Consider the following 24,766-nt stretch of genomic DNA (forward strand, 5'->3'; position numbering starts at 1 on the left):
CGCCCCTGCTTCCCCCCGCACTGCTAACCATTCCCCCCAAACCCCATCCCCCCCCCGGCGGGGTGGGCTTTGGGGGGGGGGGCCCCCCCCAAAACCCCACACCGGGGCCGAAGGCCCACCTAGTTGCGCTCGACCTCGATGGGGTGCGTCGCGAGCAGGGCGAGCGGCAGAGGCTGGCGGCGCAGGACGCGGGCCCACAGGTCCAGGCGGGCCGGGGCGAGAAGGTCCTGCGGCAGTGCCGACAGGACCATCCAGTCGCGGTTCCTCAGTTCCCCCTCGAGCTGGCCGGCGCTCCAGCCGGCGTAGCCCGCGAAGATCCGGACGCCTTCGACGACGGGTCCGACGACCTGCGGGTCGGTGTCGAGATCGATCATGACGACACGTCCGTCGACGCGGCGCACTCCGGGGATTCCGTCGGCGGAGGTGCCGATTCGGAGGGTGCCGAGGCACAGCGCGGAGTCGCGCCGGACCGGGCCGCCGACGAACAGGGCCTTCGGTTCGGCGGAGACCGGTACCCACTGGGGCAGGACCGCCCCGACGGCGGTGTCGCTCAGGCGGTTGAGTACGACACCGAAACTGCCCGATTCGTTGTGTTCGATGATGTAGACGACGGTGCGGCGGAAGGTGGGTTCGACGAGGTCGGTGGCCGACACCAGCAGGCTCCCGGCCCGCACGTTCGGCGTTGTTGCTGCCGTTCGGTCCTCGGGTTCGTCCTGGTGTTGCGCCACCCGGACATCATCCCACTGTCGCCACCCGGACGCCCGTAAGCCCCGCTCACGATTTTGGCGGTGCGGCCGTGAGACCGACCGTCTCGGCGAGGACCGTGAGATGGTGCTCGAAGAGGTCGTCGGGGGCGGCGAAGGTGTTCTCGCCGTATTGCCCGAACACCTCGAAACTCACCGCACCGAACAGCGAGGACCACAGCAGAATGCCGCGGGCCAGGGCCGCGTCGGGCAGATCGGTGCCCGTTTCGCTGCGGATCCGGTCGAGGTCGGCGTGCAGGCTGCCGGGAATCCCGTCCGGCTCGGGCAGTCGCAGCGTGCCGTCCGCGTACGCGCTGGTGAGAATCTCGACGAGCCGGGTCACGACGCGGGTGCCGGGTTCGGTGGTGCGCTCGGCCGGCGCGCGGTAACCGGGCACGGGACTGCCGAACAGCAGGGCGTAGCGGGCGGGCTCGCGCAGCGCCCACCGGCGGACCGCGCGGGCGAGGGCGCGGAAGCGTTCGGGCGCGTCGTGCGGGTCGACGACCACGACGGCGTTGTCGACGGCGTTGCCGAGTTCCTCGTAGGCGTCCACGACGAGCAGCGTGAGCAGTTCGTCGCGGTTGGCGACGTAGCGGTAGACGGCGGACGACACCACGCCGAGGTCGCGTGCGACGGCACGGAGAGACAGCGCGGCGGCGCCGTGCACGGCGAGGTGTTCGCGTCCGATGCGCAGGATGTCGGCCATCGTCTGCGCCCGGGCCCGGGCGCGGGGAGTCGTTGCTGCCATGCCGTCGAGCCTGCCCTCATCAGTGAGCACTGTCAACAAAAGTGATCAGTGCTCTTGACAGTGGCCGTTCGGAAGCGCATGCTCGATGCAAACGAGAGCAGTGCTCACATTTCGATGCAGAGGAGAACACCATGTCGAATCTCCAGGTCGTGTGCGGTGCCGGACCCATCGGCTGGACCGTGGTCCGGCAACTCGCCGACAGCGGCCGGCGCGTCCGCGTCCTCACCCGTTCCGGCAGCGGACCGGACCATCCGCTCGTCGAACGCGTCCGCACCGACGTCTCCGATCCGGCCGCCCTCGCCGCCGCGTTCGGTGACGACACGATCACCGCCGTCCACATGTGCATCCACGGCTCCGCCTATCGAGCCGAGGCGTGGGAACGCGAACTTCCGGCCGCCGAACGCACCGTCCTCGACGCGGCCGGAAAGGCCGGAGCGGTCGTGATCTTCCCGGAGAGCCTCTACTCCTACAGCGAGCCCGACCGGGTCATGCGCGAGGACTCCCCGCGCAACGCCACCACCGGCAAGCGCGGCGTCCGTACCCGCCTGCTCGCCGAACGCGCCGCGCACACCACGCCTACGGTCAGCGTCGTCGCGTCCGACTACTTCGGCCCGCGCGCGCTGAACGCCCACGCCGGAGAGCGCATGGTCCCCACGATCCTCGCGGGACGCACCCCGCGGGTGCTCGGCTCGGCCGACGTCCCGCACTCGTTCACCTACGTGCCGGACCTGGCCGCCGCGATGATCGCCGCCGCCGACACCCCCGCCGTGTGGAACACCGTGGTGCACGCACCCACCGCACCGGCCGTCACGCAGCGCGAAATGGTTGCCGCGTTCGCGACCGCCGCGGGCATACCGGTACCGAAGGTCGGCACCATCCCCGCGTGGGTGCTGCGCGGCGGTGCCCTGGTCAACCGCGACGCACGCGAGCTCGCGGAGATGCTCTACCAGTTCACCGACCCGTTCGTCATGGACTCGAGCCGCAGCGAGGAGGCACTCGGCGTGACGGCCACACCGCTGCCGGTGGCCGCCGCCGAAACCGTGCGGTGGTGGCGCGAGCACCGGGCGGCGGCCTGACGTTCCCACCGCCTCTCGGGCGGGGGATAGTGTCGGGTCGTGCAGGAGTCGAAGCGGCAGGCATGGCGATCCACAGCGACGGCTCTCCGTCACTCACCGGACCTCGCCCGGCTCACCACCGTCCGCTTCGCGAGCCAGTTCGGTGACGGACTGTTCCAGGCCGCGCTCGGCGGGGCGATCCTGTTCAACCCCGAACGGCACGCCGATCCGGCCGCCATCGCCGCCGGGTTCGCGGTTCTGCTGCTGCCGTACTCGGTCGTCGGACCGTTCGCCGGTGCGCTGCTCGACCGCTGGGACCGGCGCCTCGTGCTGCTGTGGGCCAACATGCTGCGCGGCGCATTCATCCTCTCCGCGGCCGCGGTGCTGCTCACCGGCGGGGGAGAGACCGCATTGCTCCTGCTGGCGCTCGCCGCCGTCGGCGTGAGCCGGTTCGTGCTCGCCGGGGTATCCGCGTCGCTACCGCACACCGTGGCCCAATCCTGGCTCGTACCGGTCAATTCCGTGCTCGCGACCGTCGGATCGGGGGTGTCGGCCGCGGGTGCCGCGGTCGCGGTGAGCACCATCGGGATCGTCGGCGCGGGCGACACCGGATCGGGAATCGCGGTCGCGCTGGGAGCGTCCGGATCGGTGATCGCGGCGGTCGCCGCCGGCGGCTTCCCGCGGCACGGTCTCGGTCCGGACGAGATTCTGCCGCGCAGCGCCGTGCGATCCGTCCTCGACGGACTGCACACCGGCGCCGTCGCGGTCTGGCAGGCACCCGGCGTCACCGTCGCGATGATCGGAATCGGCACCCACCGCATCGTTTTCGGCATCGACACCCTGATCATGGTTCTGGTGTTGCGCGAGGGCGGGAACGGCTCCGCGGCCGAAGGGCTCACCGGGTTCGGGGTCGCGGTCGCCGCGACCGCGACAGGCATGCTCGTGGCCGCGATCGTCACCCCGATCCTCCTGCCCCGGGCGGGACGGCCGCGCACGATCACCGGCGCACTGCTGACGGCCGCGATCGTGCAACTGCTGTTCGTCACGCTCCTCACCCAGACGGCGCTGCTCGTCGCCGCGTTCCTCCTCGGTCTCGCCGGGCAGGTCGTCAAGCTCTCGGGTGACGCCGCGATGCAGATCGAGATCGACGACGCCCGGCGCGGCCAGGTCTTCGCGCTCCAGGACACCGTGTTCAACATCGCCTTCCTCGCCGCGATCGCCGCGGCCGCCGTCTTCGTCGCACCCGACGGACGCTCGCCCGCCCTCGCCGTCGCGGGTGTCGGGATCTATCTGGCCGGACTCGCCGGGGTCCTCGCCGTGCGCCGCCTCCGGATGTGAATGGGTCCGATTTGTTAGGTTCTCCTGGTTCAGCACTCGAGTGCAGTTCCGTCAGGAGGCGCCCATGTCCCGTCGCGCGGTGCTCACGTCGCTGGCACTCGTCTCGCTGACGCTGCCGCTTCTCGCGGTGCCCGCGAGCGCCGAGGGCGCAGCTCCGGTGAACTCGTGCGGGGAGACCGGTTTCGATCCGGCCGCCGAGAAGCCCGGATCCGGCGCGCCGCCGATCGAGATTCCGCGCGTCCTGAAACTGCCGGTGCCGTACCCGGAGTTCGTGCAGGTCGAGGTGCCGGGGGCCGCCCCGGACACCACGCGGGTACCGCAGGCACCGCTGCCGGCGGATCCGTGCGCGGACCCGTGCCCGGAGACCCTGCCGGAACCGGACAGCCCGATCGGCGGCTCGAGCGGCTCCAGCGGCTCGAGCGGATCCAGCAGCGGGTCCTCCTTCCTCCCGCGCATCGAGATCGATCCGCAGCCCGAGACGATCCCCGTCCCGGTTCCCGGTGGCGAGGCGCCGCCGCCGCAGCCGGCGCCGGATCCGGTCGCCCCGCCGGTCGAGCCCGGGGCGGCCGTCGCACGCCTGAACGCACCCGAAGTGGGCGAGGTTTCCCTGGTGTCGCAGTTGACCGGTCACGGCTCCGAGAACCGCACCGACTCGCGCTGGCAGGTCGACGGCACCGATCTCGGGATCTTCTGGGAATCGGCGCCCGGTGAGGTGGCCGTCGCGTTCGGCGACACCTTCGGCCACGAATGGGAGCCCCCGGGTGGTGCGGGCGGTGACTGGCGCAGCAACGTCCTCGCCTTCAGCACCGACACCGACCTGTCCGACGGCATGACCATCGATTCGATGGTCCAGGACAGCCCCTGCCACGCCGCCGAGATCCTCGATTCGCGGCACGTGCACAACTACGAGACCACCGTCATCCCCACGTCGGGATTCGCCATCGGTGACCGGCAGTACCTCAGCTACATGTCCGTGCGGCGGTGGAGCAAGATCCCCGGCATGTGGTACACGAACCTGGGCGGCATCGCCTGGTCCGACGACCACGGGCAGACGTGGACGAAGGACCAGCACGCCCGGTGGGACAACTTCTTCGGCGTCGGCCGGTTCCAGGTCGCGACGATGGTGCCGCAGGGCGATCACGTCTACATGTTCGGTACCCCCAACGGGCGCATCGGCACCGTCGGGCTCGCCCGGGTTCCCACCGCCGAGGTCCTGAACCCGACCGCGTACCAGTACTGGGTCGCCGGCGAATGGATGCCTGCTGCAGAACATGTCGCGACGCCGCTGTTCGCGGGCGTCGCGTCCGAACTGTCGGTGCGTTACGACGACGAGCACGACCGCTGGCAGATGAGCTACCTCGACCCGGTCGCGGGAAGCATCGTGCTGCGCCAGGCCACCGTCGCGCAGGGGGAGTGGTCCGACCCGTCCGTGTTGGTCCGCACCTCCGACTACCCGAAGGCCTACGGCGGATTCATCCACCCGTGGTCGAGCGGTGACGACCTGTACTTCACGATGTCGGAGTGGGACAGCTACAACGTCTACCTCATGCGCGCCCACGTCGGCGGGTGACGGGAAGCGTCGTCACGCGGAGCGGTGAATGCCGATCTCGGTGGCTTTGACGACGAACCACACCTGAGCACCGGGTTCGAGGGCCAGGTCCGCGACCGCGGCGGCGGTGATCTCGGCGGCGAGACCGGTGCCGGCGGCACGGACCAGCACCGTGGCTCCGCGCGCCTCGAGATCACCGACGGTGACCCGGAAACTGTTGCGGGGACTTCCGTGCGGTTCCTCGGCATACACCGCCACCGCGACGGGTGAGAACACCGCGACCGCGCGGTCGCCGGGCCGGCACCCCTCGTCGACGGTGCCGTGGACGGGACCGAACTCGGTGTCGAGACCGTCGGCTGTGACGGTGCCCGCGACCAGGTTGACACCGGCGATGCGCGCCGCGAACGCGCTCCGGGGACGGGTGAGAACCTCACGCACCGAACCTGTTTCGACGACGCGACCACCGTCGATCACCGCGACCCGGTCGGCCAGCGCCAGCACGTCGAGCGGGTCGTGGGTGACCACGAGTGCGGTGCGGTCCTGGTCGCGCAGGATGCGCCGCAACAACGAGCGGATCGCGGGAGCGGCGGTGACGTCGAGCGCCGACATCGGTTCGTCGAGCATCAGCAGGTGCGGCTGTGCAGCGAGTGCACGGGCGATCGCGACGCGCTGGGCCTGACCGCCCGACAACTCGCGCGGCCGGCGATCCGCGAATTCCGTGGCATCGACGGCCTCGAGCCAGCGCATCGCCTCGCGGTGGGCCCGCCGCCGGCGCGTGCCGGTGCTGCGCGGCGCGAAAGCCACATTCGCGATCGCCGTGAGATGGGGGAACAGCAACGGTTCCTGCGCCAACAGGGCCACGGACCTGCGGTGTGGCGGCACGTCGATGCCGGCTTCGGTGTCGGTAAGGACGCGGTCGCCGAGGGTGATGCGCCCGGTGTCGGGGCACAACAACCCGGCGACCAGGTTCAGCAGCGTCGATTTCCCGGCACCGTTGGGTCCGAGAACCGCGAGTACACAACCGGATTCGACGTCGACGCTCAGGCCGACGTTGCGCGCCGCGATCCGGGCCTCGAGGTGCAGGGCGCTCACAGTGCACCTGCGATGCGTCGTCCCCGCGCGGCGACCACGATCGCGACCGCGACGAGCACGAGCAGCAGCGAGAGGGCCACCGCCGCATCAGGATCGGTCTCGCGCTGCAGGTAGATCTCCAGCGGCAGGGTGCGGGTGACACCCTGCAGGCTGCCCGCGAACGTGATGGTCGCACCGAACTCGCCGAGCGCGCGAGCGAACGCGAGGACCGCGCCGGACACGAGGCCCGGGAGCACGAGTGGCAGGGTGACGCGCCGGAACACGGTGGTGGGTCGCGCACCCAGGGTCGCGGCGACGGCCTCGTAGCGACGGCCCGCGGTACGCAGGGCACCTTCGAGGCTCATTACGAGGAACGGGAGAGCGACGAACGTCTGGGCGAGCACGACGGCGGTGGTGGAGAACGCGATCCGGAGACCGAACGCCTCGAAGTATTCGCCGAGCAGCCCACGACGGCCGAACGTGTAGAGAAGGGCGATACCGCCGACCACCGGCGGCAGCACGAGCGGCAGCAACACCAGCGACCGCAGGACCGGGATGATCCGAAACGTGCTGCGCGCCAGGACCGCTGCCATCGGAACCCCGAACAGCACACACAGAACGGTGCTGGCGGTCGCGGTGCGCAGACTGAGCGCCAGCGCCTGCAGCGACGACTCGGAGGTGACGAGTTCGGGGAACCGCGACCAGTCGACGGTCAGCACCATCGACACCAGTGGCAGGATGACGAACACGCCCCCGACGGCCGCCGGCAGATAGATCCACCCCGGCAGGCCCGCCCGGCTTTCCGGCCTCGAGGTCACGGCGCTCCGAAACCGGCTTCCGCGAAGACCGTCCGCGCGTCGTCGCCGGTGACGAACTCGAGGAACTTCGACGCCAGCTGCGGATTCTGCGATTCCTCGAGCAGCGCGATCGGGTAGGTGTTCACGGCGTCGGCGGATTCCGGAAACGGCACCGCGGTGACCTTGTCGCCCGCGTTCGTGGCGTCGGTGACGTAGACGAGTCCGGCGTCGGCCTGACCGGAGGTCACCTTGCCGAGCACGTCGGTCACCGACGATTCCTCGCTGACCGGTTGGATGTCGACCCCTGTCTGGGTTTCGATCCTGCTCGTCGCAGTGCCGCACGGTACCTGCGGTGCACACACGACGACCTTCAGGCCCGGGCGGGTCAGATCCGCGAACGACGTGATGCCCTGGGGGTTTCCGGGTTCGGTGACGATGGTGAGGGTGTTGGTCGCGAAGTTCACCGGGTCCCCCGAGACCACACCGACTTCGACCGCCTTGTCCATGTTCGCGGTGTCGGCGGAGGCGAACACGTCGGCGGGTGCGCCCTGGGTGATCTGCGCGACGAGATCGGACGATCCCGCGAAGTTGAATTCGACGGTGCTGCCCGGGTAGGCGCTTTCGAACTGTGTGCCGAGTTGGGTGAATGTCGCCTTCAGCGAGGCCGCGGCGAACACCGTGATCGTCTCGGCGCTCTCCGGGGCGGACGCGGTCGTCTCCGACGCCGAGTCGTCACTCGTGCCGCAGGCAGCCAGTGTCAGAACTGTACCGATCAGGGCGGCAACGATTCTCGCGCGCCTCACGACATCCCTCCGGGGGTTTCGACGATGACGGTGGTCGCCTTGACGACGGCCACCCCGATGCTGCCCGGTTCGAGGCCGAGTTCGTTCACCGCTTCGGTGCTCATGAGCGAGACGACGCGGTGCGGGCCGCACTGCATCTCGACCTGGGCCATGACCGTGTCCGCGACGACGCGGGTGACGATGCCGACGAACCGGTTGCGGGCCGAACTGCCGACGCCGAGCAGATCCGGGGCGGCGTCCGCCTGATGCCGCACGAATTCGGCCAGGACCTTGCCGTCGACGACCTTGCGCCCGGATTCGTCCCTGCTCGCCTCGAGCACACCCTGGTCGATCCAGCGGCGGACGGTGTCGTCGCTGACCCCGAGCAGCGCCGCGGCATCGCGGATCCGGAGGACCGTCACCGTCGGCTCCGATCCGCACCTGCCCGAAACACGAGCTCATTGATCCGCATGTACGTCACGGATCAGAGGATATACCCGTGGATGCGACTACGGTGGATTCCGCTCAGTACACGTCGCGGACGTAGCGCTTTTCGGAGGCCAGCTTGTCGACGAACGCGTCGGCGGCATCGGCGTCGAGACGGCCGTGGGTCTGCGCGACCTCGCGCAGCGTCGCGTCCACGTCCTTGGCCATGCGGCTCGCGTCCCCGCACACGTAGAAGTGCGCGCCGTCCTGCAGCCACTTCCACAACCGGGCACCGTGCTCCCGCATGCGGTCCTGCACGTACACCTTCTGCCGCTGATCGCGGGAGAAGGCCAGATCGAGGTTCGTCAGGAAACCGTCGGAGTGCATCGATTCGATCTCGTCGCGGTACAGGTAGTCGGTGTCCGAGCGCTGGTCGCCGAAGAACAGCCAGTTCGCGCCGGTGTGCCCGAGTTCGCGCCGGTCGTGCAGGAACGCGCGGAACGGGGCGATGCCGGTTCCCGGCCCGACCATGATCATCGGGGTGTCCGAGGCGGAGGGCGGGCGGAAATGCGGGCTGCGCTGCACGAAGATCGGGATGTCGACGCCCTTGCTGTGGTCGGCGAGGAAACTCGAGCACACACCGGCACGCTCGTGCCCTTCGTATGCGTACCGCACCACCGAGACGGTCAGCTGGACCTCGCGAGGATCGGTCCTGGGACTCGACGAGATCGAGTACATGCGCGGCTGCAGCCGGGTGAGGATGGGCATCCACTCCTCGATCGGGGCCTTGAAGGGGAACTCCGAGATCACGTCCATCGCCTGCTTGCCGTACAGCCACTGCTGCAGTTCGATCTTGTTGCCGGGACGGAGCAGCTTGCCCAGTTCCGCACTGTCGCTCTGCTTCTGGACGAAACGCAGGAGGTCCTTCGTCACGCGGGTGATGTCGAGGAATCGGGTGGCGGCCTCACGCAACGGGATCGTCGGCATGTCGCCGAGTTCGATCGGCGATTCCGGGTCGAGCGCGGTCACCTGCAGCCACTCGTCGACCGTGCCCGGGCCGTTCGTCGGCATCACGCCGAGGGCGTCACCGGCCTCGTATTCGAACGCCGGGTCGTAGAGTTCGAATCCGAACTGCCGCACGTCCTTCGACGATCCCGGACCGCTGAGCGGCACGTTGCGGGTCAGCCGGGTCACGAGCGGGGACTTGCGGGTGAACACGGGTTCGCGCACCGCGACCGGCGCGCCGCCCGAGATGATTCCCGACGTCCCTGTTCCCCGGAACATCTCCTCGACGCCGTTGAGCCACGCGAAAGCGGCGTCCTGGTAGTCGGGTTCGCAGTCCACGCGCTCGGTCAGCCGGGTCGCGTCGAGTTCGGCGAGCCGCTCGTCGATCCGGCGACCGTGCCCGCAGAAGTCGTCGTAGTTGGAATCACCGAAAGCGAGCACCGCATAACGTGTTCCGGGAAGCTTCGGCGCGTCCTCCCGGCTCAGCGCCTTCCAGAACGCGCTTCCGTTGTCCGGCGCGTCGCCGTCGCCGAACGTGCTGGTGATGACGAGCAGATCCTCGATCTCTGCGAGCGAGGCGACGTCCATGTCGTTCATCCCCATCAGGGTCACGGCCCGGCCGGCCGCCCGGAGACGGTCCACGCACAGCTGCGCGAACTCCTCGGCATTGCCCGTCTGCGAGGCCCAGGCGACGACGATCGCGGAGGACGAATCTTCCTCCAGGACCGTGGAATTCGAGTACCGCACCGCGACGGGAGCGTGCGAGAACAGGCCCGCGAGCAGCCCGTCGAGCCACACCCGCTTGGCAGCCGGGAACGGCGCGGACTCCGGCAGCACCGGCACCACCTCGGCCGGCGCGTTGCGCAGTCCGGCGAGCAGCCCGGCCAGATAGAGCTGCTCGTTGCCGTCGAAGACCGGTACGGCCTGTTCGTCGATTCCGAGGGCCGCGGCGAGACGATCCACGGCCGGTGCCGTCTGCACCTCGGGCTTCTCCGGTTCGGGAGCCGAGGCGACCTTCGTCAGCGACACCGCGCACACCTTGAACTCGGGTTGCTGCGAGGCCTGGTCGATCGCGTCGTTGGTCACCGCGTTGATCGCGAGGTATTCGCCGTAGATGTCGTTCCAGTGGAACGGCGCGAACACCGTACCGGGCAGCACCCGGTCGGTGACCACGGCGGGCAGTACGGCCCGGCCGCGACGCGACGCGATCTCCACCCGATCGCCGTCGACGATCGAATACTGCTGCGCATCAACGGGATTGATCTCGACGAACGGATTCGGATTCAGCTTCTCGAGCTTGGCGACCTTCCCGGTCTTGGTCAGGGTGTGCCATTGGTGCTGCACGCGCCCGGTGTTCAGGACGACGGGGTAGTCGTCGTCGGGCATCTCGGCGGGCAGCATGTGCGGGCGCGGGAAGAACACCGCTCGCCCGTTGTCGGTCGCGAACGCCAGGCGCGGCACCGAACCGTCCTCCCGGACGACCAGCGATCGGGTGTTCCCGTCGTTGAGATAGCGGATGGGGTTGCGGTCGCTGTCGGCGTTCGGCGGGCAGGGCCACTGCACGGGCGTGTTGCGTAACTGCTCGTAGGTGACGCCGCGCAGGTCGTACCCGGTGCGCGGATTCCAGAAGGCCTTGAGTTCCTCGAAGATCTCCTCGGCACTCGAGTACGTGAAAGCCTCGGCGTAACCCATCTCGCACGCGACCCGCGCGATGATCTCCCAGTCCGGCATGGCCTCGCCGACCGGATCGACGGCCTGCTGCAGGAGGGTCAGGTTCCGTTCCGAGTTCACCGCGACGTACTCGGATTCGGCCCACAGGGCACCGGGAAGCAGGATGTCGGCATACGCGTTGGTCTCGGTTTCGAGGAACACGTCCTGTGTGACGACCAGTTCGGCCTTCTCGAGACCCTCGAGAACGGTTTTCCGGTTCGCGACGCTGGCAACGGGATTGGTGCAGATGATCCAGCACGCCTTGATCTCGCCGGCCGCCATCTTCTCGAACATGTCCACGGTGCCGCCACCGACGGTGGTGCTCAGCGTGCCGCGCGGAACGTTCCAGACATCCTCGACGAACTCCCGATCGGCCTCTGCGAGCACGGTGCGCTGCCCCGGAAGACCCGGCCCCATGTAGCCCATCTCGCGCCCGCCCATGGCGTTCGGCTGGCCGGTCAGCGAGAACGGGCCGCTGCCGGTCCGGCAGATCGCGCCCGTCGCGAGGTGCAGGTTGCAGATGGCGTTGGTGTTCCAGGTGCCGTGAGTGCTCTGGTTCAGCCCCATGGTCCAGCAACTCATCCAGTTGCCGGCCTCTCCGATCCACTGCGCGGCGGTGCGCAGATCCGCCTCGGGGATCCCGGTGATCTGCGAGACCGTCGCGGGCGGGTAGTCGGCGAGGAACTCGGGCATCGCGTCCCAGCCGTCGGTGAACTCGGCGACGAACTGCTCGTCGACGTGCCCGTTCTCGACGATCAGGTGCAGCAGCCCGTTGAGGAGAGCCAGGTCGGTGCCCGGCTTGATCTGCAGGAACAGATCCGCCTTCTCCGCGGTCGCACTGCGCCGCGGATCGACGACGATGAGCTTCGCGCCGGCCTTGACGCGGTCCATCATGCGCAGGAAGAGGATGGGATGGCAGTCGGCCATGTTCGAGCCGGTCACGAAGAACACGTCGGCGTGGTCGAAGTCCTCGTACGAACCGGGCGGACCATCCGAGCCGAGGGACTGCTTGTAGCCGGTGCCGGCACTGGCCATGCACAGCCGCGAGTTCGATTCGATGCGGTTGGTGCCGATGAACCCCTTGGCGAGCTTGTTCGCCAGGTACTGCGCCTCGAGGGACATCTGGCCGGACACGTACAGCGACACCGCGTCGGGGCCGTGCGTGTCGACGATGCTCCGCAGACGCCGCGCGGTCTCGGTGATCGCCGCCGCGACCGGAACGGGCACGGGGTCGGCGCCGCGTTCGCCGCGGCGGTACGCGGTCTCGAGCCGGCCACCGGCGGCCAGCATCTCGGCGCTGGTGGCGCCCTTCGTGCACAGCCGGCCGAAGTTGGTGGGGTGGTCCTTGTCGCCGTACGCCTTCAGGACACGGCGTGTGCCCGTCACGGCGTCGGTCTCGACGTCGAGCACCATGCCGCAGCCGACACCGCAGTAGGAGCAGGCAGTCTTGACCGTCGTGATGTCGCCCCGCATTGCACCGCCCTCGAGTGAACAGGCCGTCCGATTCCGGCCGCGTTCCATGCTGCTGATGCGGTGTTGCGGGGGCATTAACAGGGATGAGTCCCCCGTGACATCTGGCTCACGAAATCAGGGGAGACCGGGTGAGGTACCCGAAACAGTCCCGAACTGTCACGATTGTCCGGCTCGGCCGGAGTCGTAATTGTCCGGCTCGGCCGGAGTCGCGACCGCCCGGCTCAGCCGGCGGTCTGCTCCGCCCACCACCGCCGCAACTCGGCCTCCGCCTCGTCGGGCCCGAGCGGACCGCGGTCCAGGCGCAGTTCCTTGAGGTAGTTCCAGGCCTTGCCGACCTGCGGACCGGACCGAATCCCGAGGATCTCCATGATCGCGTTCCCGTCGAGGTCGGGACGGACTCTGGCCATGTCCTCCTTCTCCGCCAGCGCGACGATCCGCTTCTCGAGGTCGTCGTAGGTCGCCTGCAACGCGGCCGCGCGACGCTTGTTGCGTGTCGTGCAGTCCGCGCGCACCAGCTTGTGCAGCCGCGGCAGCAGATGCCCGGCGTCGTGCACGTACCGGCGCACCGCCGAGTCCGTCCACTGCCCCTTGCCGTAGCCGTGGAACCGCAGGTGCAGGTAGACGAGCTGCCCGACGTCCTCGACCATCTGCTTCGAATACTTCAGGGCCTTCATGCGCTTGCGTACGAGCTTCGCGCCGACCACCTCGTGGTGGTGGAAGCTGACCCCGCCTCCCGGCTCGTTGCGCTTGGTGCCGGGCTTGCCGATGTCGTGGAGCAGCGCCGCCCAGCGCAGCACCGGGTCCGGGTCGCCGTCCTCGAGGTCGATGGCCTGCCGCAGCACCGTCAGCGAATGCCAGTAGACGTCCTTGTGCTGGTGGTGCTCGTCGATCTCGAGTTTCATCGCGGGGATCTCCGGAAGCACCCGGTCCGCGAGTCCGGTCTCCACCATGCACTCGATGCCGTCGACCGGATAGTCGCCGAGAATCAGCTTGTCGAGCTCGGCCTGCACCCGCTCGGGGCTGATACGCAGGATCTCGTCGGCCATCTGCTCGATCGCCGTGTGCACCCGTTCGGTGAGGGTGAAGCCGAGTTGCGAGACGAACCGGGCCGCGCGCAGCATCCGCAGCGGATCGTCGTGGAACGAGTCCTGCGGCAACGCCGGCGTGTCCAGGACCCCGGCGAGCAGCGACTCCATTCCGCCGAGGGGGTCGACGAACTCCCCGACGCCGTCGGGTCCGATGCGCACTGCCATCGCGTTGACGGTGAAGTCTCGGCGGACGAGGTCGTCCTCGAGTCGCGTGCCGTACTCGACGATGGGATGCCGGGAGACGCGGTCGTACGCGTCGGTCCGGAACGTGGTGATCTCGATCTGCTCGACACCCTTGACGGCGCTGACCGTCCCGAAATCGATGCCGGTGTCCCACTGATGATCGACGAATCCGTGGAGCAGTTCCTGGACCCGGGTGGGATGCGCATCGGTGGTGAAGTCGAGGTCGGTACCGAGGCGACCGAGCAGGGCGTCGCGGACGCTGCCACCCACCAGGTACAGCTCGTGGCCGGCGGCGGCGAAACGCTCACCGAGCGGCGCCAGCACGTCGGACAGGGCACGCAGCGTGACATCGGCGCCGGCCAGCAACCGGGTGCGCCGATCGGCATCTGCGGAGGGAGAGTTCACGTCTTCGAACCTTACCGAGGCGGGCAAACGCGTGGTTCGGCCGGCAGCCACCTCACGCCAACTACTATCGACAAGGTGTCACCCGCCGAACGTGCCAACCGGAACCGCCGCAGCTCGCGGCGGCGTGGCGGCAGCGGCGGATCAGCCGTCCGCTCGGGGGCGAACCCCGCCAAATCCACGGCGAATCCTGCCAAACCCCAGTTGAGGACGGTGCGCGAGACGTCGGCCGGGGGACTGGTCGTCGACGGGCTCGGTGGACCCCCTGAGCAGCTGTGCGCTGCGCTGATCGGCCGGACCGACCGGCGCGGCCGGCTGCTGTGGTCGCTGCCGAAGGGGCACATCGAGAAGGGCGAGACCGCCGAGGAAACGGCCATGCGCGAGGTCCACGAGGAGACGGGCATCCGCGGCAAGGTCCTCGCCGAGCTCGGCAGTATCGACTACTGGTTCGTCACCGAAGGCCGCCGCGTGCACAAGACCGTGCATCACTATCTGCTCCGCTACCTCGGTGGCGAACTGTCCGACGCGGACATCGAGGTCACCGAGGTCGCGTGGGTGCCCCTGACCGAGCTGCGGTCGCGGCTCGCCTATGCCGACGAACGCAAACTCGCCGACGTCGCGGATCAACTGATCGCCGAGATGACCTCCGCGTGGCGGCTCGGCACCGGCGGACCGGAGGCCCGTCTCGGATGACCCTGATGATGCACCGGGCCGGTGCTGCGGTGCTTGTCGTGCTCGCACTCGTGTTCGCGACGATCGGCGGCACCGTGATCCTCGGGACGCTCGGCGGAGCGACCGCACGCGCCGACACCGAGTCCTCCCGATTCCTGGAACTGCTCGTCGACGAAGTCACCCCCTCCGTCGTGACCGACGGCAGCGAACCGGTGGTGAAGGTGTCCGGGACCGTGCGCAACATCGGCGACCGGGACGTCTCGGACATCGCCGTGCGGTTGCAGCGCGCACCGATGGTCGCCGATACGACCGAACTGCGCACCTCCCTCACCCTCGACCAGAGCGGCTACGACACGGTCGGCGAATTCGAAGCGGTCGACGACCTGCTCGAACAGGGCGAGGAAGAACACTTCAGCCTGGAGATGCCGCTGCGCTCGGCGGCCGAACCGTCGCTCGGCATCGACACGCCCGGCGTGTATCCGCTGTTGGTGAACGTCAACGGCACCCCCGAGTACGGCGGGGAGGCGCGGCTCGACGACGCCCGGTTCCTGCTCCCGGTCCTCGCGGTGCCCGACGACGGCGAGGACCTTCCGCCGGTGTCGCCGACGCAGGGCGAGCCCGCCGTCGTGACGATGCTGTGGCCGCTGGCCGACGAGCCGCGGCTCGCGGCGGGGGTGGCGGGATCCGTCACCGACCCGGTGCGGTTGGTCGACGACGAACTGGCCACGTCCCTCGCGTCCGGCGGCCGCCTCGACGGTCTGCTGAGGGCCGCGGAATCGGTGGCCGGCGCCGACCAGGGCCGGCTCGGCGGGGCCCTGTGCCTGGCGATCGACCCGGACCTGCTGGTGACCGTGGCGAACATGACGCGGGGCTACCTCGTCGTCGACGACCCGGCGGATCCGCTGGGTGACGCGAGCGACGGCGCAGGCACCGAGGCGGCGATCGACTGGCTGGCCCGGCTGCGCGCCCTCGCATCGTCGACGTGCACCGTCGCGGTGCCGTTCGCCCAGGTCGATCCGGTCGCGCTGGCCGATGTCGCCGCGGCGTCGCCCGCGGGTGACACGCTCGCCGCGGCGGGGCTCACCGCGCCCGCCGACATCATCGACAACATCCTCGGCGTCACGTCGATGCGGGGCGTCGTGTGGCCGGATTCCGGTGTCCTCACCGAGAAGGCCGGGCTGCTGCTGGCCCAGGACGGCCCGGTGACCACACTTCTCGCCGACAGCGGGGTCGACACCTCCTCGGCCACACCGTCCGTCACGCGCGTCTCGGGCGTGGACGGACTCACCGCCGCACTCTTCGACAGCTCGGCCGCCGCGGCGCTCGCCGCCGTCGGGGACCGCCCGTCGACGCCGTCCTTCGTGCCCGAGTCCGCGCGCTACGAACTCGGGGAGGATTCGGCGACCGCTCGCCTGCAGGACGCGCTGGGCGCTCTGGCGTGGCCGGCGCTGAACGGATCGGACGCGAACGGGTGGGAGGACGGCACGGCGAACCGTTCCGTGCTGTTCGCGCCGCCGCAGACGTGGACCCCGACCGAGGACGAGGCCACCGACATGCTGTCGCTGCTCGAGACCCTCATCCGGGCGGGGCTCGCGGTGCCGCGTCCGTTCGAGCAGGTCGTCGGGGCCGCGGCGGCGACCGTGAACGCCCCGGAGACCGTGCTGCTGTCGTACCCGGAGCAGGCGATCGTCGACGGTGCGTCGAACGTGGTGGTGGGGCACGCCGCCGAACAGGCCGGGCGACTCGACGCGCTGCAACTCGCGCTGGTCGAGGACCCGCAGGCCCAGCTCACCCCGCAGATGTTCATGGCTCCGCTGCGCGAGGACCTGCTGCGGTCGATGAGCCTGGCCGGTCGCCGGGGACCCGATCCGGGAGCGGCCGAACACGCCGCCTACACGCGGTCGAGGGCCGTCAGCGACGCCGTGGACGGGATGTTCGCGGGCGTGACGGTCCTCTCACCCGGCGGTGTCTACACGCTGACCTCGGAGCAGAGTCCCCTAGTCTTGGTCGCGCGCAACGATCTGCCCGTGGGCATCACCGTGCGGTTGCACGTGGACGCGCCCCCGGAGATGGAGATCACCGACATCGGGCCGACCCAGCTGCCGCCGCGCGGGAGCCGCACTCTCACGGTGCCCACGCAGATCAGCGACTCGCGGAAGCTCGGTGTGGAGTTCGCGCTCACCACCGAGTCCGGTTTGTCTCTCGGCACGCCGACGAGTGTGACGGTACGTTCCAATGCGTACGGCCAGATCCTCGCCATCGTCACCGGCTGTGCGGGGGCGCTCCTGCTGTTCCTTGCAGGGCGGCGACTCCTGCACCGGTTCCGCGGTGAACCGGATCCAGCCGACGAAGGGTACGAGAAGCGATGACCGGGAACCCGACCCGCGACGGTCGCGCGACGCCCATGCCCGGCGGCGCGTCGGCCGAGGCAGAGGCCGTGTCGACCCGAGCTGTGTCGACCGAGGCCGTGTCGGCCGATGTTGCGGATTCCGGCGCCACCTCCGAGTCCGCCGCTTCCGAGTCACGGAAGACCTCCGGTCTGCTCGCCGCATCCGGCTCCATCGCGATCGCGACACTGATGAGCCGCATCACCGGGTTCTTCAAGCAGGTCCTGCTGCTGACTCTGCTCGGTGCGGGTGTCGCGAGTTCGTTCACGGTCGCGAACCAGATCCCGAACATGATCTCGGAGCTGGTGCTGGGCGCCGTGCTCACCTCGATCGTCGTGCCGGTGCTGGTCCGCGCGGAACGGGAGGACCCGGACGGCGGTGCGGCCTTCGTCCGTCGTCTGTTCACGATGTCGCTGACGGTCCTGGCCGTCGCCGCGTTGTTCGCGACCGCCTCGGCCTCGTTCCTGGTGACCCGGTTCTTCCTCGACGCGGACGGGGAGGTCTCGACCACGCTGACGACGGCACTGACCTATCTGCTGTTGCCGGCCATCCTGTTCTACGGCCTTTCCGCGCTGCTCACGGCGATCCTGAACACGCGGCAGGTGTTCAAACCGGGCGCCTGGGCGCCGGTGCTCAACAACCTCGTCGTGCTCGTGGTGCTGGTCCTGTACTTCGTGCTGCCCGGCGAGATCACGCTCGATCCGGTGCGGATGAGCGATCCGAAGCTGCTTCTGCTCGGCATCGGTGTCACGCTCGGTGTCGTCACCCAGGCACTGTCGCTGGTGCCGGCGCTGCGGCGCGAGAAGATCAGCCTGAAGCCGCTGTGGGGCCTGGACGACCGGCTGCGGCAGTTCGGCGGCATGGCCGCCGCGATCGTGCTGTACGTGCTGATCAGCCAGGCGGGAACGGTCTTCGCCACCCACATCTCCTCCGGTGCCGACGAGGCCGGTCCGGCGATCTACAACAACGCGTGGGCCCTGCTGCAGCTGCCGTACGGCGTGCTCGGCGTGACGCTGCTGACCGCGATCATGCCGCGGCTCAGCCGCAACGCCGCCGACGACAACACCCCGGCCGTCGTCGACGACCTGTCCGTCGCGACGCGTCTGACGATGATCGCGCTGATCCCGATCGTCACGTTCTTCACGATCGCCGGACCTCAGATCGGCACCGCCCTGTACGGGTACGGCAGCTTCGGCTCCGGGAACGCCGACCTGCTCGGGCAGGCGGTGAGCTGGTCGGCGTTCACGCTGATCCCGTATTCGCTGGTCCTGATCCACCTGCGGGTGTTCTACGCGCGCCAGCAGGCGTGGACTCCGACGTGGATCATCCTGGGGATCACGGCCGTCAAGGTCGTCCTGTCGGCTCTCGCACCGGTCCTGGCGAGCGACAACGAGCACGTGGTGCTGCTGCTCGGTGTCGCCACCGGCATCGCGTTCACGGTCGGCGCGTGCATCGGCGGCTTCCTGCTGCATCGGACGCTCGGCAATCTGCAGATGTCGAACGTCGGCCGCACCGTCTGGAACGTGGTGATCGCGTCCGCCGCGGCCGCCGCGGCGATCCTGCTCGCGGACCGGTTGCTGCAGCTCGACGCGTTGAGCGAGCGTTTCGGCGGCATCGGATCGATCGTCCGGGTGGGCATCACCGGGGTGCTGATGATCCTCGTCGCGCTGACGGTGATGTGGGTGCTCAAGGTGCCCGAGGTGCTCGCGATCGTCGCCGCGGTCCGGCGCAAGGTCGAGGCGCTGCGCGGTCGCGGCGCCCCCGAGGTCGCCGAGGTCCCCGAGGCCGACCCGACCCGGGTGCTGCCGGCGAATCCCCCGGCCGCGCCCCGCCGCCGCTACCCGGAGAGCGACGCCGAGAAGACCGTCGTACTGCCGCGCCTCGATTACCTCTCGTACGGCGGTTCCCCGTACGACGCGATCACAGAAGTCATCCCTGTCATCCGGGACCGGCCTGGGGAACTCGATGCTCAGCAGCACCTCCCGTACCCTGGTCACCAGCAGGTTCGGCCCTCGCGGTACGGGTTGCAGCGGTTCCCGGGTCCGAGCGGTGCCCGTTTCCGCGCGCCAGGTGGACGAGTCGAAGAAGAAGGAGTCAGGGTGAGCGACGACCACGCTGCCGGCAAGTCCACGATCGATGCTGCCGTCCCCCCGGAGGCGAACGCTGCACCGGCGGACGAGTCCGCCGCGGCGAAGAACGCGCAGGCCACGCCGCCGGAGGGTGTCGCGAAGCCGAACCCGTCGACCGACCGGGTCCAGCCCCCCGCGCCGAAGAGCGCCGCCCGTCCGAAACGCGACCCCAACTACGACACCGGGGTCATCCCGATCGGGTCGCCGCAGCTTCCCCCGCTGCGGGTCTCCGGTTCGGCACCGCGGGCGCCGATGCGTGGACCCGAGCTCATTCCGGGTGCCTCGGTCGCCGGTGGCCGCTATCGACTGCTCGCCCCGCACGGCGGTGCCCGGGGGCTGCGGTTCTGGCAGGCCCAGGATGTCAAGCTCGACCGCGAGGTGGCGCTGACGTTCGTCGACGCCGAGCAGCAGTCCGCGAACGTCACGGGCCCCGACGGACCGCAGGCCATCCTGTCCCGCACGCTGCGTCTCGGCCGGATCAGCTCGCCGGGTCTGGCCCGCGTCCTCGACGTGGTCCGCGGCAGCTCGGGCGGCATCGTCGTCTCCGAGTGGACGCCGGGCCGGTCGCTGCGGGAGATGTCCGGGACCGAGCCGTCCCCGATCGGCGCGGCCCGTGCCGTGCGCGCGCTCGCCGCGGCCGCGGAGGCCGCCCACCGCGCCGGCAGCGCCCTGTCGATCGACCATCCCGACCGCATCCGCATCAGTGTCGCCGGCGACGCGGTCCTCGCGTTCCCCGCCACGTTCGCCGACTCCGACGCGGTGTCCGACGTGCGCGGCCTCGGCGCCGGACTGTACGGGCTGATCACCGGCAGGTGGCCGCTGCCCGACGTGGCGGCGCCGGGAGCCCCCGCACCGGCCGGCGGAACCATCGGCGGCATGGCGCCGGCCGACCACGGTGCCGACGGCGCGCTCGTCGAGCCGCGCGCGTTGCGGCCCGAGGTGCCCTTCGAGATCTCCGCGGTCGCGGTGCGGGCGCTGCAGAACGACGGCGGGATCCGGACCGCGGCGACCGTGCAGCACATCCTCGACCAGGCTTCGGTCGTCGACCAGAAGACGGACATGATCCCGGCGTTGCGACTGGGGCAGCGGGCGGCCGCCGAGGCACACGCACTCTCCGATCCGGAAGCGCTCGCCGAGAAGAAGAAGCGCTCCGAGCGGATGCTCATGGCGCTCGTCGGACTGGGCATCACGACCGTGGTGCTGCTCGCGCTGATCGGCTGGTGGATCGCGAATCTGCTGGCCGGCGGCAGCTCCGACGAACCGCTCACGAGTCAGGAGTTCGGGCTCACTCCGACCGCGGAGACGCCCGCCCCCGAAGCGGCGGCACCGGCGGAGGAACCGGCCCCGGCCGGCCCGGTCTCGGCGACCTCGGTCGAGGTGTTCTCGCCGCAGGGCACTCCGGACTCGCCTGCGACGGCGGCCCTTGCCATCGACGGTGATCCCGGCACACAGTGGAGCACCGACGCGTACTTCGATCCGTTCCCGTCGCTCAAGAACGGCGTCGGCCTGATGTTCGGTCTCGCCGATCCGGTAGCGCTGCAATCGGTCTCGGTCACCACGGACGATCCGGGCACCGTCGTCGAAATCCGCAGTGCGCCTTCGGATCAGGCGTCGCTGGATCAGACGCAGGTGATCGGTTCGGCCACTCTGGGTTCCGGTACCACGGAAATCCCGATCAGCGCGGAGGGCAGGACGTCGAACGTGCTGCTGTGGATCACCGACCTCGCCACCAGCGGCGGCAGCAACAAGAGCACGATCGCCGAGGTCACCTTCACCGCAAGCGAATAACCGCTTCGCTCACCGCAGATTCCGCGGGCGGATCGGATACCATCCGCGCGTGCGAATTTTCGGGGGGATCGCAAAAATCGCCGTGTCCGATGCCGAGTTACTGGCAGCGCATGCGGCCGGGGACGACCAGGCGTTCGCAACACTGCTGCGCCGACACTACGACCATCTGTGGAAAGTCGCCCGGCGAACGAGTTATTCGCCGGAGGACGCGGCGGATGCACTGCAGGAGGCGCTGTTGTCGGCGCACCGCACCGCCTCGTCGTTCCGGGCGGACGCGGCGGTCCGGAGCTGGCTGCACACGATCGTCGTGAATGCGTGTCTCGATCGGATCCGCCGGAACCGGGCCCGGCCCACGGTTCCTCTCTATCTCGAGGACGGGGACGAACCGAGAACCGAACGCAACCACATCGCCGAGGTCGAGACCGCACTCGATGTGGAGGCCGCTCTCGAGGCTCTTCCCGACGATCAGCGGGTCGCGGTGGTCACGGTCGACATCGAGGGGTACTCGATTCGGGAGGCGGCCCGGCGCCTCGGTGTCCCGGAGGGCACCGTGAAGAGCCGCTGCGCACGCGGACGCTACAAATTGGCAGTACTTCTGGGCGATCTGCAGGACCCGGGGAACCGAACCTGAGTCCGGACCGTCTAATTGTCTCGAGAGGGCACCGAACCGCCGAGGAGGACTTCGCATGAACGAGGGCGAACTGCTGCGTCCGCCGTACCCTGCGGACCTGCTCGCCGACCTTCACGCAGGCGCGCTCGACGAGGAGGTTGCCGAGCGTCTGTGGCCGCTGGTGCGCGAGGACTCCGACGCCATGGCCGTTCTCGACGCCCTCGACGCCGTGCAGGAGCGCCTGCGCGGGCTCGCGGATCCGGATGCGCCCGGCGAGCCGATGCCGGCCGAGGTGGCGATGCGACTCGACGACGCGGTCCTCGGTGCCGTCCGGGCCCACCGGCGCCGTCGTCGCATGTTCGCGGGTGCGGTGGTCGGTGCTGCCGCGGCCGTCGTCGCGGTGGTCGCGGTCGTGGTCGTCGGGGGAGTGGGTTTCCCGGGCCCGGATTCCTCGACCGAGGGACCGGTCACGCCGATCGCCGAGGGCCCGGACGACGCCGCGGCGCTCGAACCGGACACCCTGCGCAGCCTGGTCGGTTCCACCGATCTCGGGCCGCTGTCCGACGATCGCGCGCTCGCCGATTGCCTGGCCGCGAACGGCATCGACCCCGCGGGGCCGGTGCTCGGGTCCAGGACGATCGAGTACGGCGACCGGGACGCGGTCGTGCTGCTGGTGCCGGGCGAGGTCCCGCCGCAGCTCACCGCTGTGGTCGTCGGAACAGGTTGCGACGCAACACATCCCGAAACTCTGTACGTGACCTCGATCGGGTGAGGTCGGGGATCAGCGATCCGCCACGGGCAGCAGCAGTTCCAGGATCCGGGCCCGCAGCGCGGGCGTATCGTCCTCCGCGGCGATGAGGCTGCTGAACAACGCGGAGCCCGCGGCCATCACGAGAACGGCGAGCGCATCGAGCGGGTCCCGGTCGGTACCGTCGGAGAACAACGCGGTGCTCGGGCCACTGAAGGTGCGCCACAACGTATTCCGCAGATCTTCGTGGTCGCGGAGTGCGGTGAGCAGTCCGGGGAGCGCGGCCCGCACGTCCGGGCGGGAGAACAGTTCGGCGCTGCCGGTGACCACCCATTCGATCCATCCGCGCCGATCGATGCCGTCGTACGGTTCGAGATCCGGCGCGGAACCGAGCAGTGCGTCGAGCACGAGGTGTTCCTTGCTCGGCCAGCGGCGGGTCAGGGCGGCGCGGCCGACGCCGGCGCGGGCGGCGATGCCCCGCATGCTCAGACGTTCCCAGCCGACCTCGACCAGCATTTCTCGGGTCACGGCCAGGACTTCGGCGTCGATTCGGGGTTCGCGGGGGCGTCCGGGTGCGGCCAGCGACATACAGGTTGTATCTTTCCGTATGCGATGTGATCCAGACCATCGCGCAGGGCTATAGTTGAACGGCAATTACGATACCACTGGCATCGAAAGTAGGGCCATGTCTCCGTCGCGACCCCAAGTGTTCGAACCGGCTCGACTCGGACCACTCACGCTCCGTAACCGCATCGTCAAGGCGGCCACCTTCGAAGGGGTCATGCCGCTCGGCGCGATCACCGACGAACTCGTCGAATTCCACGCCGAGGTGGCTCGCGGGGGCACGGCGCTGACCACCGTCGCCTACTGCTCGGTCTCCCCGGGAGGTCGCGTCCATCGCGACACCGTCGTCCTCGACCGCGAGAGCATCCCCGGACTGCGCCGCCTCACCGACGCCGTGCACGCCGAAGGCGGCCTCGCCTCCGCCCAGGTCGGCCACGCGGGCCTCGTCGCCAACCAGATCTCCAACGGCACCAAATCGCTTGCCCCGTCCACCCGCATCAGCGCGCCCGGAATGGGCCTGGTCCGCGGGGCCTCCCTCGAACAGCTCGACCGTGTCGTCGAGGACTACGAGAACGCCGCCCGCAACGCCGTCGAGGCCGGCTTCGACGCCGTCGAGGTGCACCTCGGGCACAACTATCTGCTCAGCTCGTTCATGAGCCCCAACCTCAACAAGCGCACCGACCGTTACGGGGGATCCCTCGAGAAGCGCAGCGCGTACCCGCGCCGCGTGCTCGAAGCCGTGCGCAAGGCCGTCGGGGACAAGGTCGCGGTCATCGCGAAGTTCAACATGACCGACGGCGTCCCCCAGGGCCTGTGGCTCGACGAGTCGCTGCCCATCGCCAAGATGATCGAAGCCGACGGCCACATCGACGCGATGGAACTGACCGGCGGCAGCTCGCTGCTCAACGGCATGTACTTCTTCCGCGGCGAGGTCCCGCTCAAGGAGTTCGTGGCCTCGCAGCCGAAGATCGTGGGCTGGGGTCTCAAGTTCTACGGTCCCAAGATCTTCCCGACCTACCCCTTCGAGGAAGGCTTCTTCCTGAAGGAAGCGCGCCAGTTCCGCTCCGAACTGAAACTGCCGATCATCCTGCTCGGCGGCATCAACCGGCTCGACACCATCGAGAACGCCCTCGAGGAGGGATTCGACTTCGTCGCGATGGGCCGGGCACTGCTGCGCGACCCCGACGTCGTCAACAAGTTCCGGGACGAGAAGGCCGACGAAGGTCTGTGCATCCACTGCAACAAGTGCATGCCGACCATCTACTCCGGCACCCACTGCGTGATCCGCGAAGCGCTCCGCGAGGCACCCCAGACGGTCTGATCCGCTCCCGCGACACCGCTGCCACCGCCCGCCTGCGGACGGTGGCAGCGGTGTCACTGCACGGTGGCAGCGGTGTCTCTGCACGGTGGGGGAGGGGAGTGGTTCCGCCCCGGCAGCGGACGACGAACGGGCCCGAACGGACAGAGTGTGGTGTGACGCACGGCGCGGGCGGAACAA

18 protein-coding genes are annotated in these 24,766 nt (G+C 69.5%); 9 read left to right on the top strand and 9 right to left on the bottom strand.

The features are described 5' to 3' along the window. Positions 1–119: 119 nt before the first annotated feature. Positions 120–728 carry a YqgE/AlgH family protein gene (locus ACWDTS_RS19795; RefSeq protein ID WP_248674526.1) on the bottom strand — a complete coding sequence of 203 codons (609 nt, stop codon included), beginning with the start codon at positions 726–728 and terminating at the stop codon, positions 120–122. A 46-nt stretch (positions 729–774) separates the two neighbouring features. Further along, positions 775–1,491 (bottom strand): TetR/AcrR family transcriptional regulator, encoded by a 717-nt coding sequence (locus ACWDTS_RS19800; protein ID WP_197251834.1) that lies wholly within the window; start codon positions 1,489–1,491, stop codon positions 775–777. 131 nt (positions 1,492–1,622) lie between these two features. Here ACWDTS_RS19800 and ACWDTS_RS19805 point away from each other — a divergent pair, with 131 nt between their 5' ends. From ACWDTS_RS19805 to ACWDTS_RS19815, 3 genes are all read left to right on the top strand, one after another. Further along, positions 1,623–2,567 carry an NAD-dependent epimerase/dehydratase family protein gene (locus ACWDTS_RS19805; protein ID WP_450118864.1) on the top strand — a complete coding sequence of 315 codons (945 nt, stop codon included), beginning with the start codon at positions 1,623–1,625 and terminating at the stop codon, positions 2,565–2,567. A gap of 39 nt (positions 2,568–2,606) precedes the next feature. After that, positions 2,607–3,884, top strand: a complete 1,278-nt coding sequence (locus tag ACWDTS_RS19810; protein WP_248674530.1) for an MFS transporter — start codon at positions 2,607–2,609, stop codon at positions 3,882–3,884. 64 nt (positions 3,885–3,948) lie between these two features. Then, positions 3,949–5,454 (top strand): DUF4185 domain-containing protein, encoded by a 1,506-nt coding sequence (locus ACWDTS_RS19815; RefSeq protein WP_450118865.1) that lies wholly within the window; start codon positions 3,949–3,951, stop codon positions 5,452–5,454. A 12-nt stretch (positions 5,455–5,466) separates the two neighbouring features. Here the strand turns inward: ACWDTS_RS19815 and ACWDTS_RS19820 are convergent, their stop codons facing one another. The 6 genes from ACWDTS_RS19820 to ACWDTS_RS19845 all read right to left on the bottom strand — a co-directional run bounded on the left by ACWDTS_RS19820 (position 5,467) and on the right by ACWDTS_RS19845 (position 14,373). Then, positions 5,467–6,525, bottom strand: a complete 1,059-nt coding sequence (locus ACWDTS_RS19820) for a sulfate/molybdate ABC transporter ATP-binding protein (protein ID WP_450118866.1) — start codon at positions 6,523–6,525, stop codon at positions 5,467–5,469. Continuing rightward, positions 6,522–7,322, bottom strand: coding sequence for an ABC transporter permease (locus tag ACWDTS_RS19825; protein ID WP_450118867.1), 801 nt, complete (start codon positions 7,320–7,322; stop codon positions 6,522–6,524). Before ACWDTS_RS19825 ends, ACWDTS_RS19820 begins: the two co-directional genes overlap by 4 nt. Beyond that, positions 7,319–8,104 carry a molybdate ABC transporter substrate-binding protein gene (gene modA, locus ACWDTS_RS19830; RefSeq protein WP_450118868.1) on the bottom strand — a complete coding sequence of 262 codons (786 nt, stop codon included), beginning with the start codon at positions 8,102–8,104 and terminating at the stop codon, positions 7,319–7,321. Before modA ends, ACWDTS_RS19825 begins: the two co-directional genes overlap by 4 nt. Beyond that, positions 8,101–8,505, bottom strand: a complete 405-nt coding sequence (locus ACWDTS_RS19835; protein ID WP_248674534.1) for a TOBE domain-containing protein — start codon at positions 8,503–8,505, stop codon at positions 8,101–8,103. Before ACWDTS_RS19835 ends, modA begins: the two co-directional genes overlap by 4 nt. Before the next feature lie 103 nt (positions 8,506–8,608). Beyond that, positions 8,609–12,697, bottom strand: coding sequence for a molybdopterin-dependent oxidoreductase (locus ACWDTS_RS19840; protein ID WP_450118869.1), 4,089 nt, complete (start codon positions 12,695–12,697; stop codon positions 8,609–8,611). 221 nt (positions 12,698–12,918) lie between these two features. Further along, a complete protein-coding gene (locus tag ACWDTS_RS19845; protein WP_450110114.1) occupies positions 12,919–14,373 on the bottom strand; it encodes a CCA tRNA nucleotidyltransferase in 1,455 nt (484 codons plus the stop codon). Between the two features lie 75 nt (positions 14,374–14,448). Here ACWDTS_RS19845 and ACWDTS_RS19850 point away from each other — a divergent pair, with 75 nt between their 5' ends. From ACWDTS_RS19850 to ACWDTS_RS19870, 5 genes are read left to right on the top strand one after another with little or no spacing between them, the layout of a single operon-like run. Beyond that, positions 14,449–15,063 carry an NUDIX hydrolase gene (locus ACWDTS_RS19850; protein ID WP_450110113.1) on the top strand — a complete coding sequence of 205 codons (615 nt, stop codon included), beginning with the start codon at positions 14,449–14,451 and terminating at the stop codon, positions 15,061–15,063. Next, a complete protein-coding gene (locus tag ACWDTS_RS19855; RefSeq protein WP_450118870.1) occupies positions 15,060–17,411 on the top strand; it encodes a DUF6049 family protein in 2,352 nt (783 codons plus the stop codon). The genes ACWDTS_RS19850 and ACWDTS_RS19855 overlap by 4 nt, the downstream gene beginning before the upstream one ends. After that, positions 17,408–21,346 (top strand): murein biosynthesis integral membrane protein MurJ, encoded by a 3,939-nt coding sequence (murJ, locus tag ACWDTS_RS19860; protein WP_450118871.1) that lies wholly within the window; start codon positions 17,408–17,410, stop codon positions 21,344–21,346. The genes ACWDTS_RS19855 and murJ overlap by 4 nt, the downstream gene beginning before the upstream one ends. A gap of 49 nt (positions 21,347–21,395) precedes the next feature. Then, complete coding sequence (gene sigM, locus ACWDTS_RS19865) at positions 21,396–21,977, top strand: RNA polymerase sigma factor SigM (protein ID WP_450110110.1); 582 nt, start codon at positions 21,396–21,398, stop codon at positions 21,975–21,977. 55 nt (positions 21,978–22,032) lie between these two features. Beyond that, positions 22,033–22,728 (top strand): hypothetical protein, encoded by a 696-nt coding sequence (locus ACWDTS_RS19870; RefSeq protein ID WP_450118872.1) that lies wholly within the window; start codon positions 22,033–22,035, stop codon positions 22,726–22,728. Positions 22,729–22,737: 9 nt separating this feature from the next. Here ACWDTS_RS19870 and ACWDTS_RS19875 read toward each other — a convergent pair whose 3' ends face one another. After that, positions 22,738–23,292 (bottom strand): TetR family transcriptional regulator, encoded by a 555-nt coding sequence (locus ACWDTS_RS19875; RefSeq protein WP_197256371.1) that lies wholly within the window; start codon positions 23,290–23,292, stop codon positions 22,738–22,740. Positions 23,293–23,389: 97 nt separating this feature from the next. Here ACWDTS_RS19875 and ACWDTS_RS19880 point away from each other — a divergent pair, with 97 nt between their 5' ends. Beyond that, positions 23,390–24,589 (top strand): NADH:flavin oxidoreductase, encoded by a 1,200-nt coding sequence (locus ACWDTS_RS19880; protein ID WP_450118873.1) that lies wholly within the window; start codon positions 23,390–23,392, stop codon positions 24,587–24,589. The last annotated feature ends 177 nt before the right edge of the window (positions 24,590–24,766 follow it).

Source organism: Rhodococcus sp. NPDC003383 (assembly GCF_053589115.1).

Bases quoted from the DNA above. Each gene is read 5' to 3' on its own strand.
- ACWDTS_RS19800 (WP_197251834.1), bottom strand. From the start codon at position 1,491: ATGGCAGCAACGACTCCCCGCGCCCGGGCCCGGGCGCAGACGATGGCC.
- ACWDTS_RS19805 (WP_450118864.1), top strand. From the start codon at position 1,623: ATGTCGAATCTCCAGGTCGTGTGCGGTGCCGGACCCATCGGCTGGACC.
- ACWDTS_RS19815 (WP_450118865.1), top strand. From the start codon at position 3,949: ATGTCCCGTCGCGCGGTGCTCACGTCGCTGGCACTCGTCTCGCTGACG.
- ACWDTS_RS19840 (WP_450118869.1), bottom strand. From the start codon at position 12,697: ATGCGGGGCGACATCACGACGGTCAAGACTGCCTGCTCCTACTGCGGT.
- ACWDTS_RS19855 (WP_450118870.1), top strand. From the start codon at position 15,060: ATGACCCTGATGATGCACCGGGCCGGTGCTGCGGTGCTTGTCGTGCTC.
- murJ (WP_450118871.1), top strand. From the start codon at position 17,408: ATGACCGGGAACCCGACCCGCGACGGTCGCGCGACGCCCATGCCCGGC.
- ACWDTS_RS19870 (WP_450118872.1), top strand. From the start codon at position 22,033: ATGAACGAGGGCGAACTGCTGCGTCCGCCGTACCCTGCGGACCTGCTC.
- ACWDTS_RS19875 (WP_197256371.1), bottom strand. From the start codon at position 23,292: ATGTCGCTGGCCGCACCCGGACGCCCCCGCGAACCCCGAATCGACGCC.
- ACWDTS_RS19880 (WP_450118873.1), top strand. From the start codon at position 23,390: ATGTCTCCGTCGCGACCCCAAGTGTTCGAACCGGCTCGACTCGGACCA.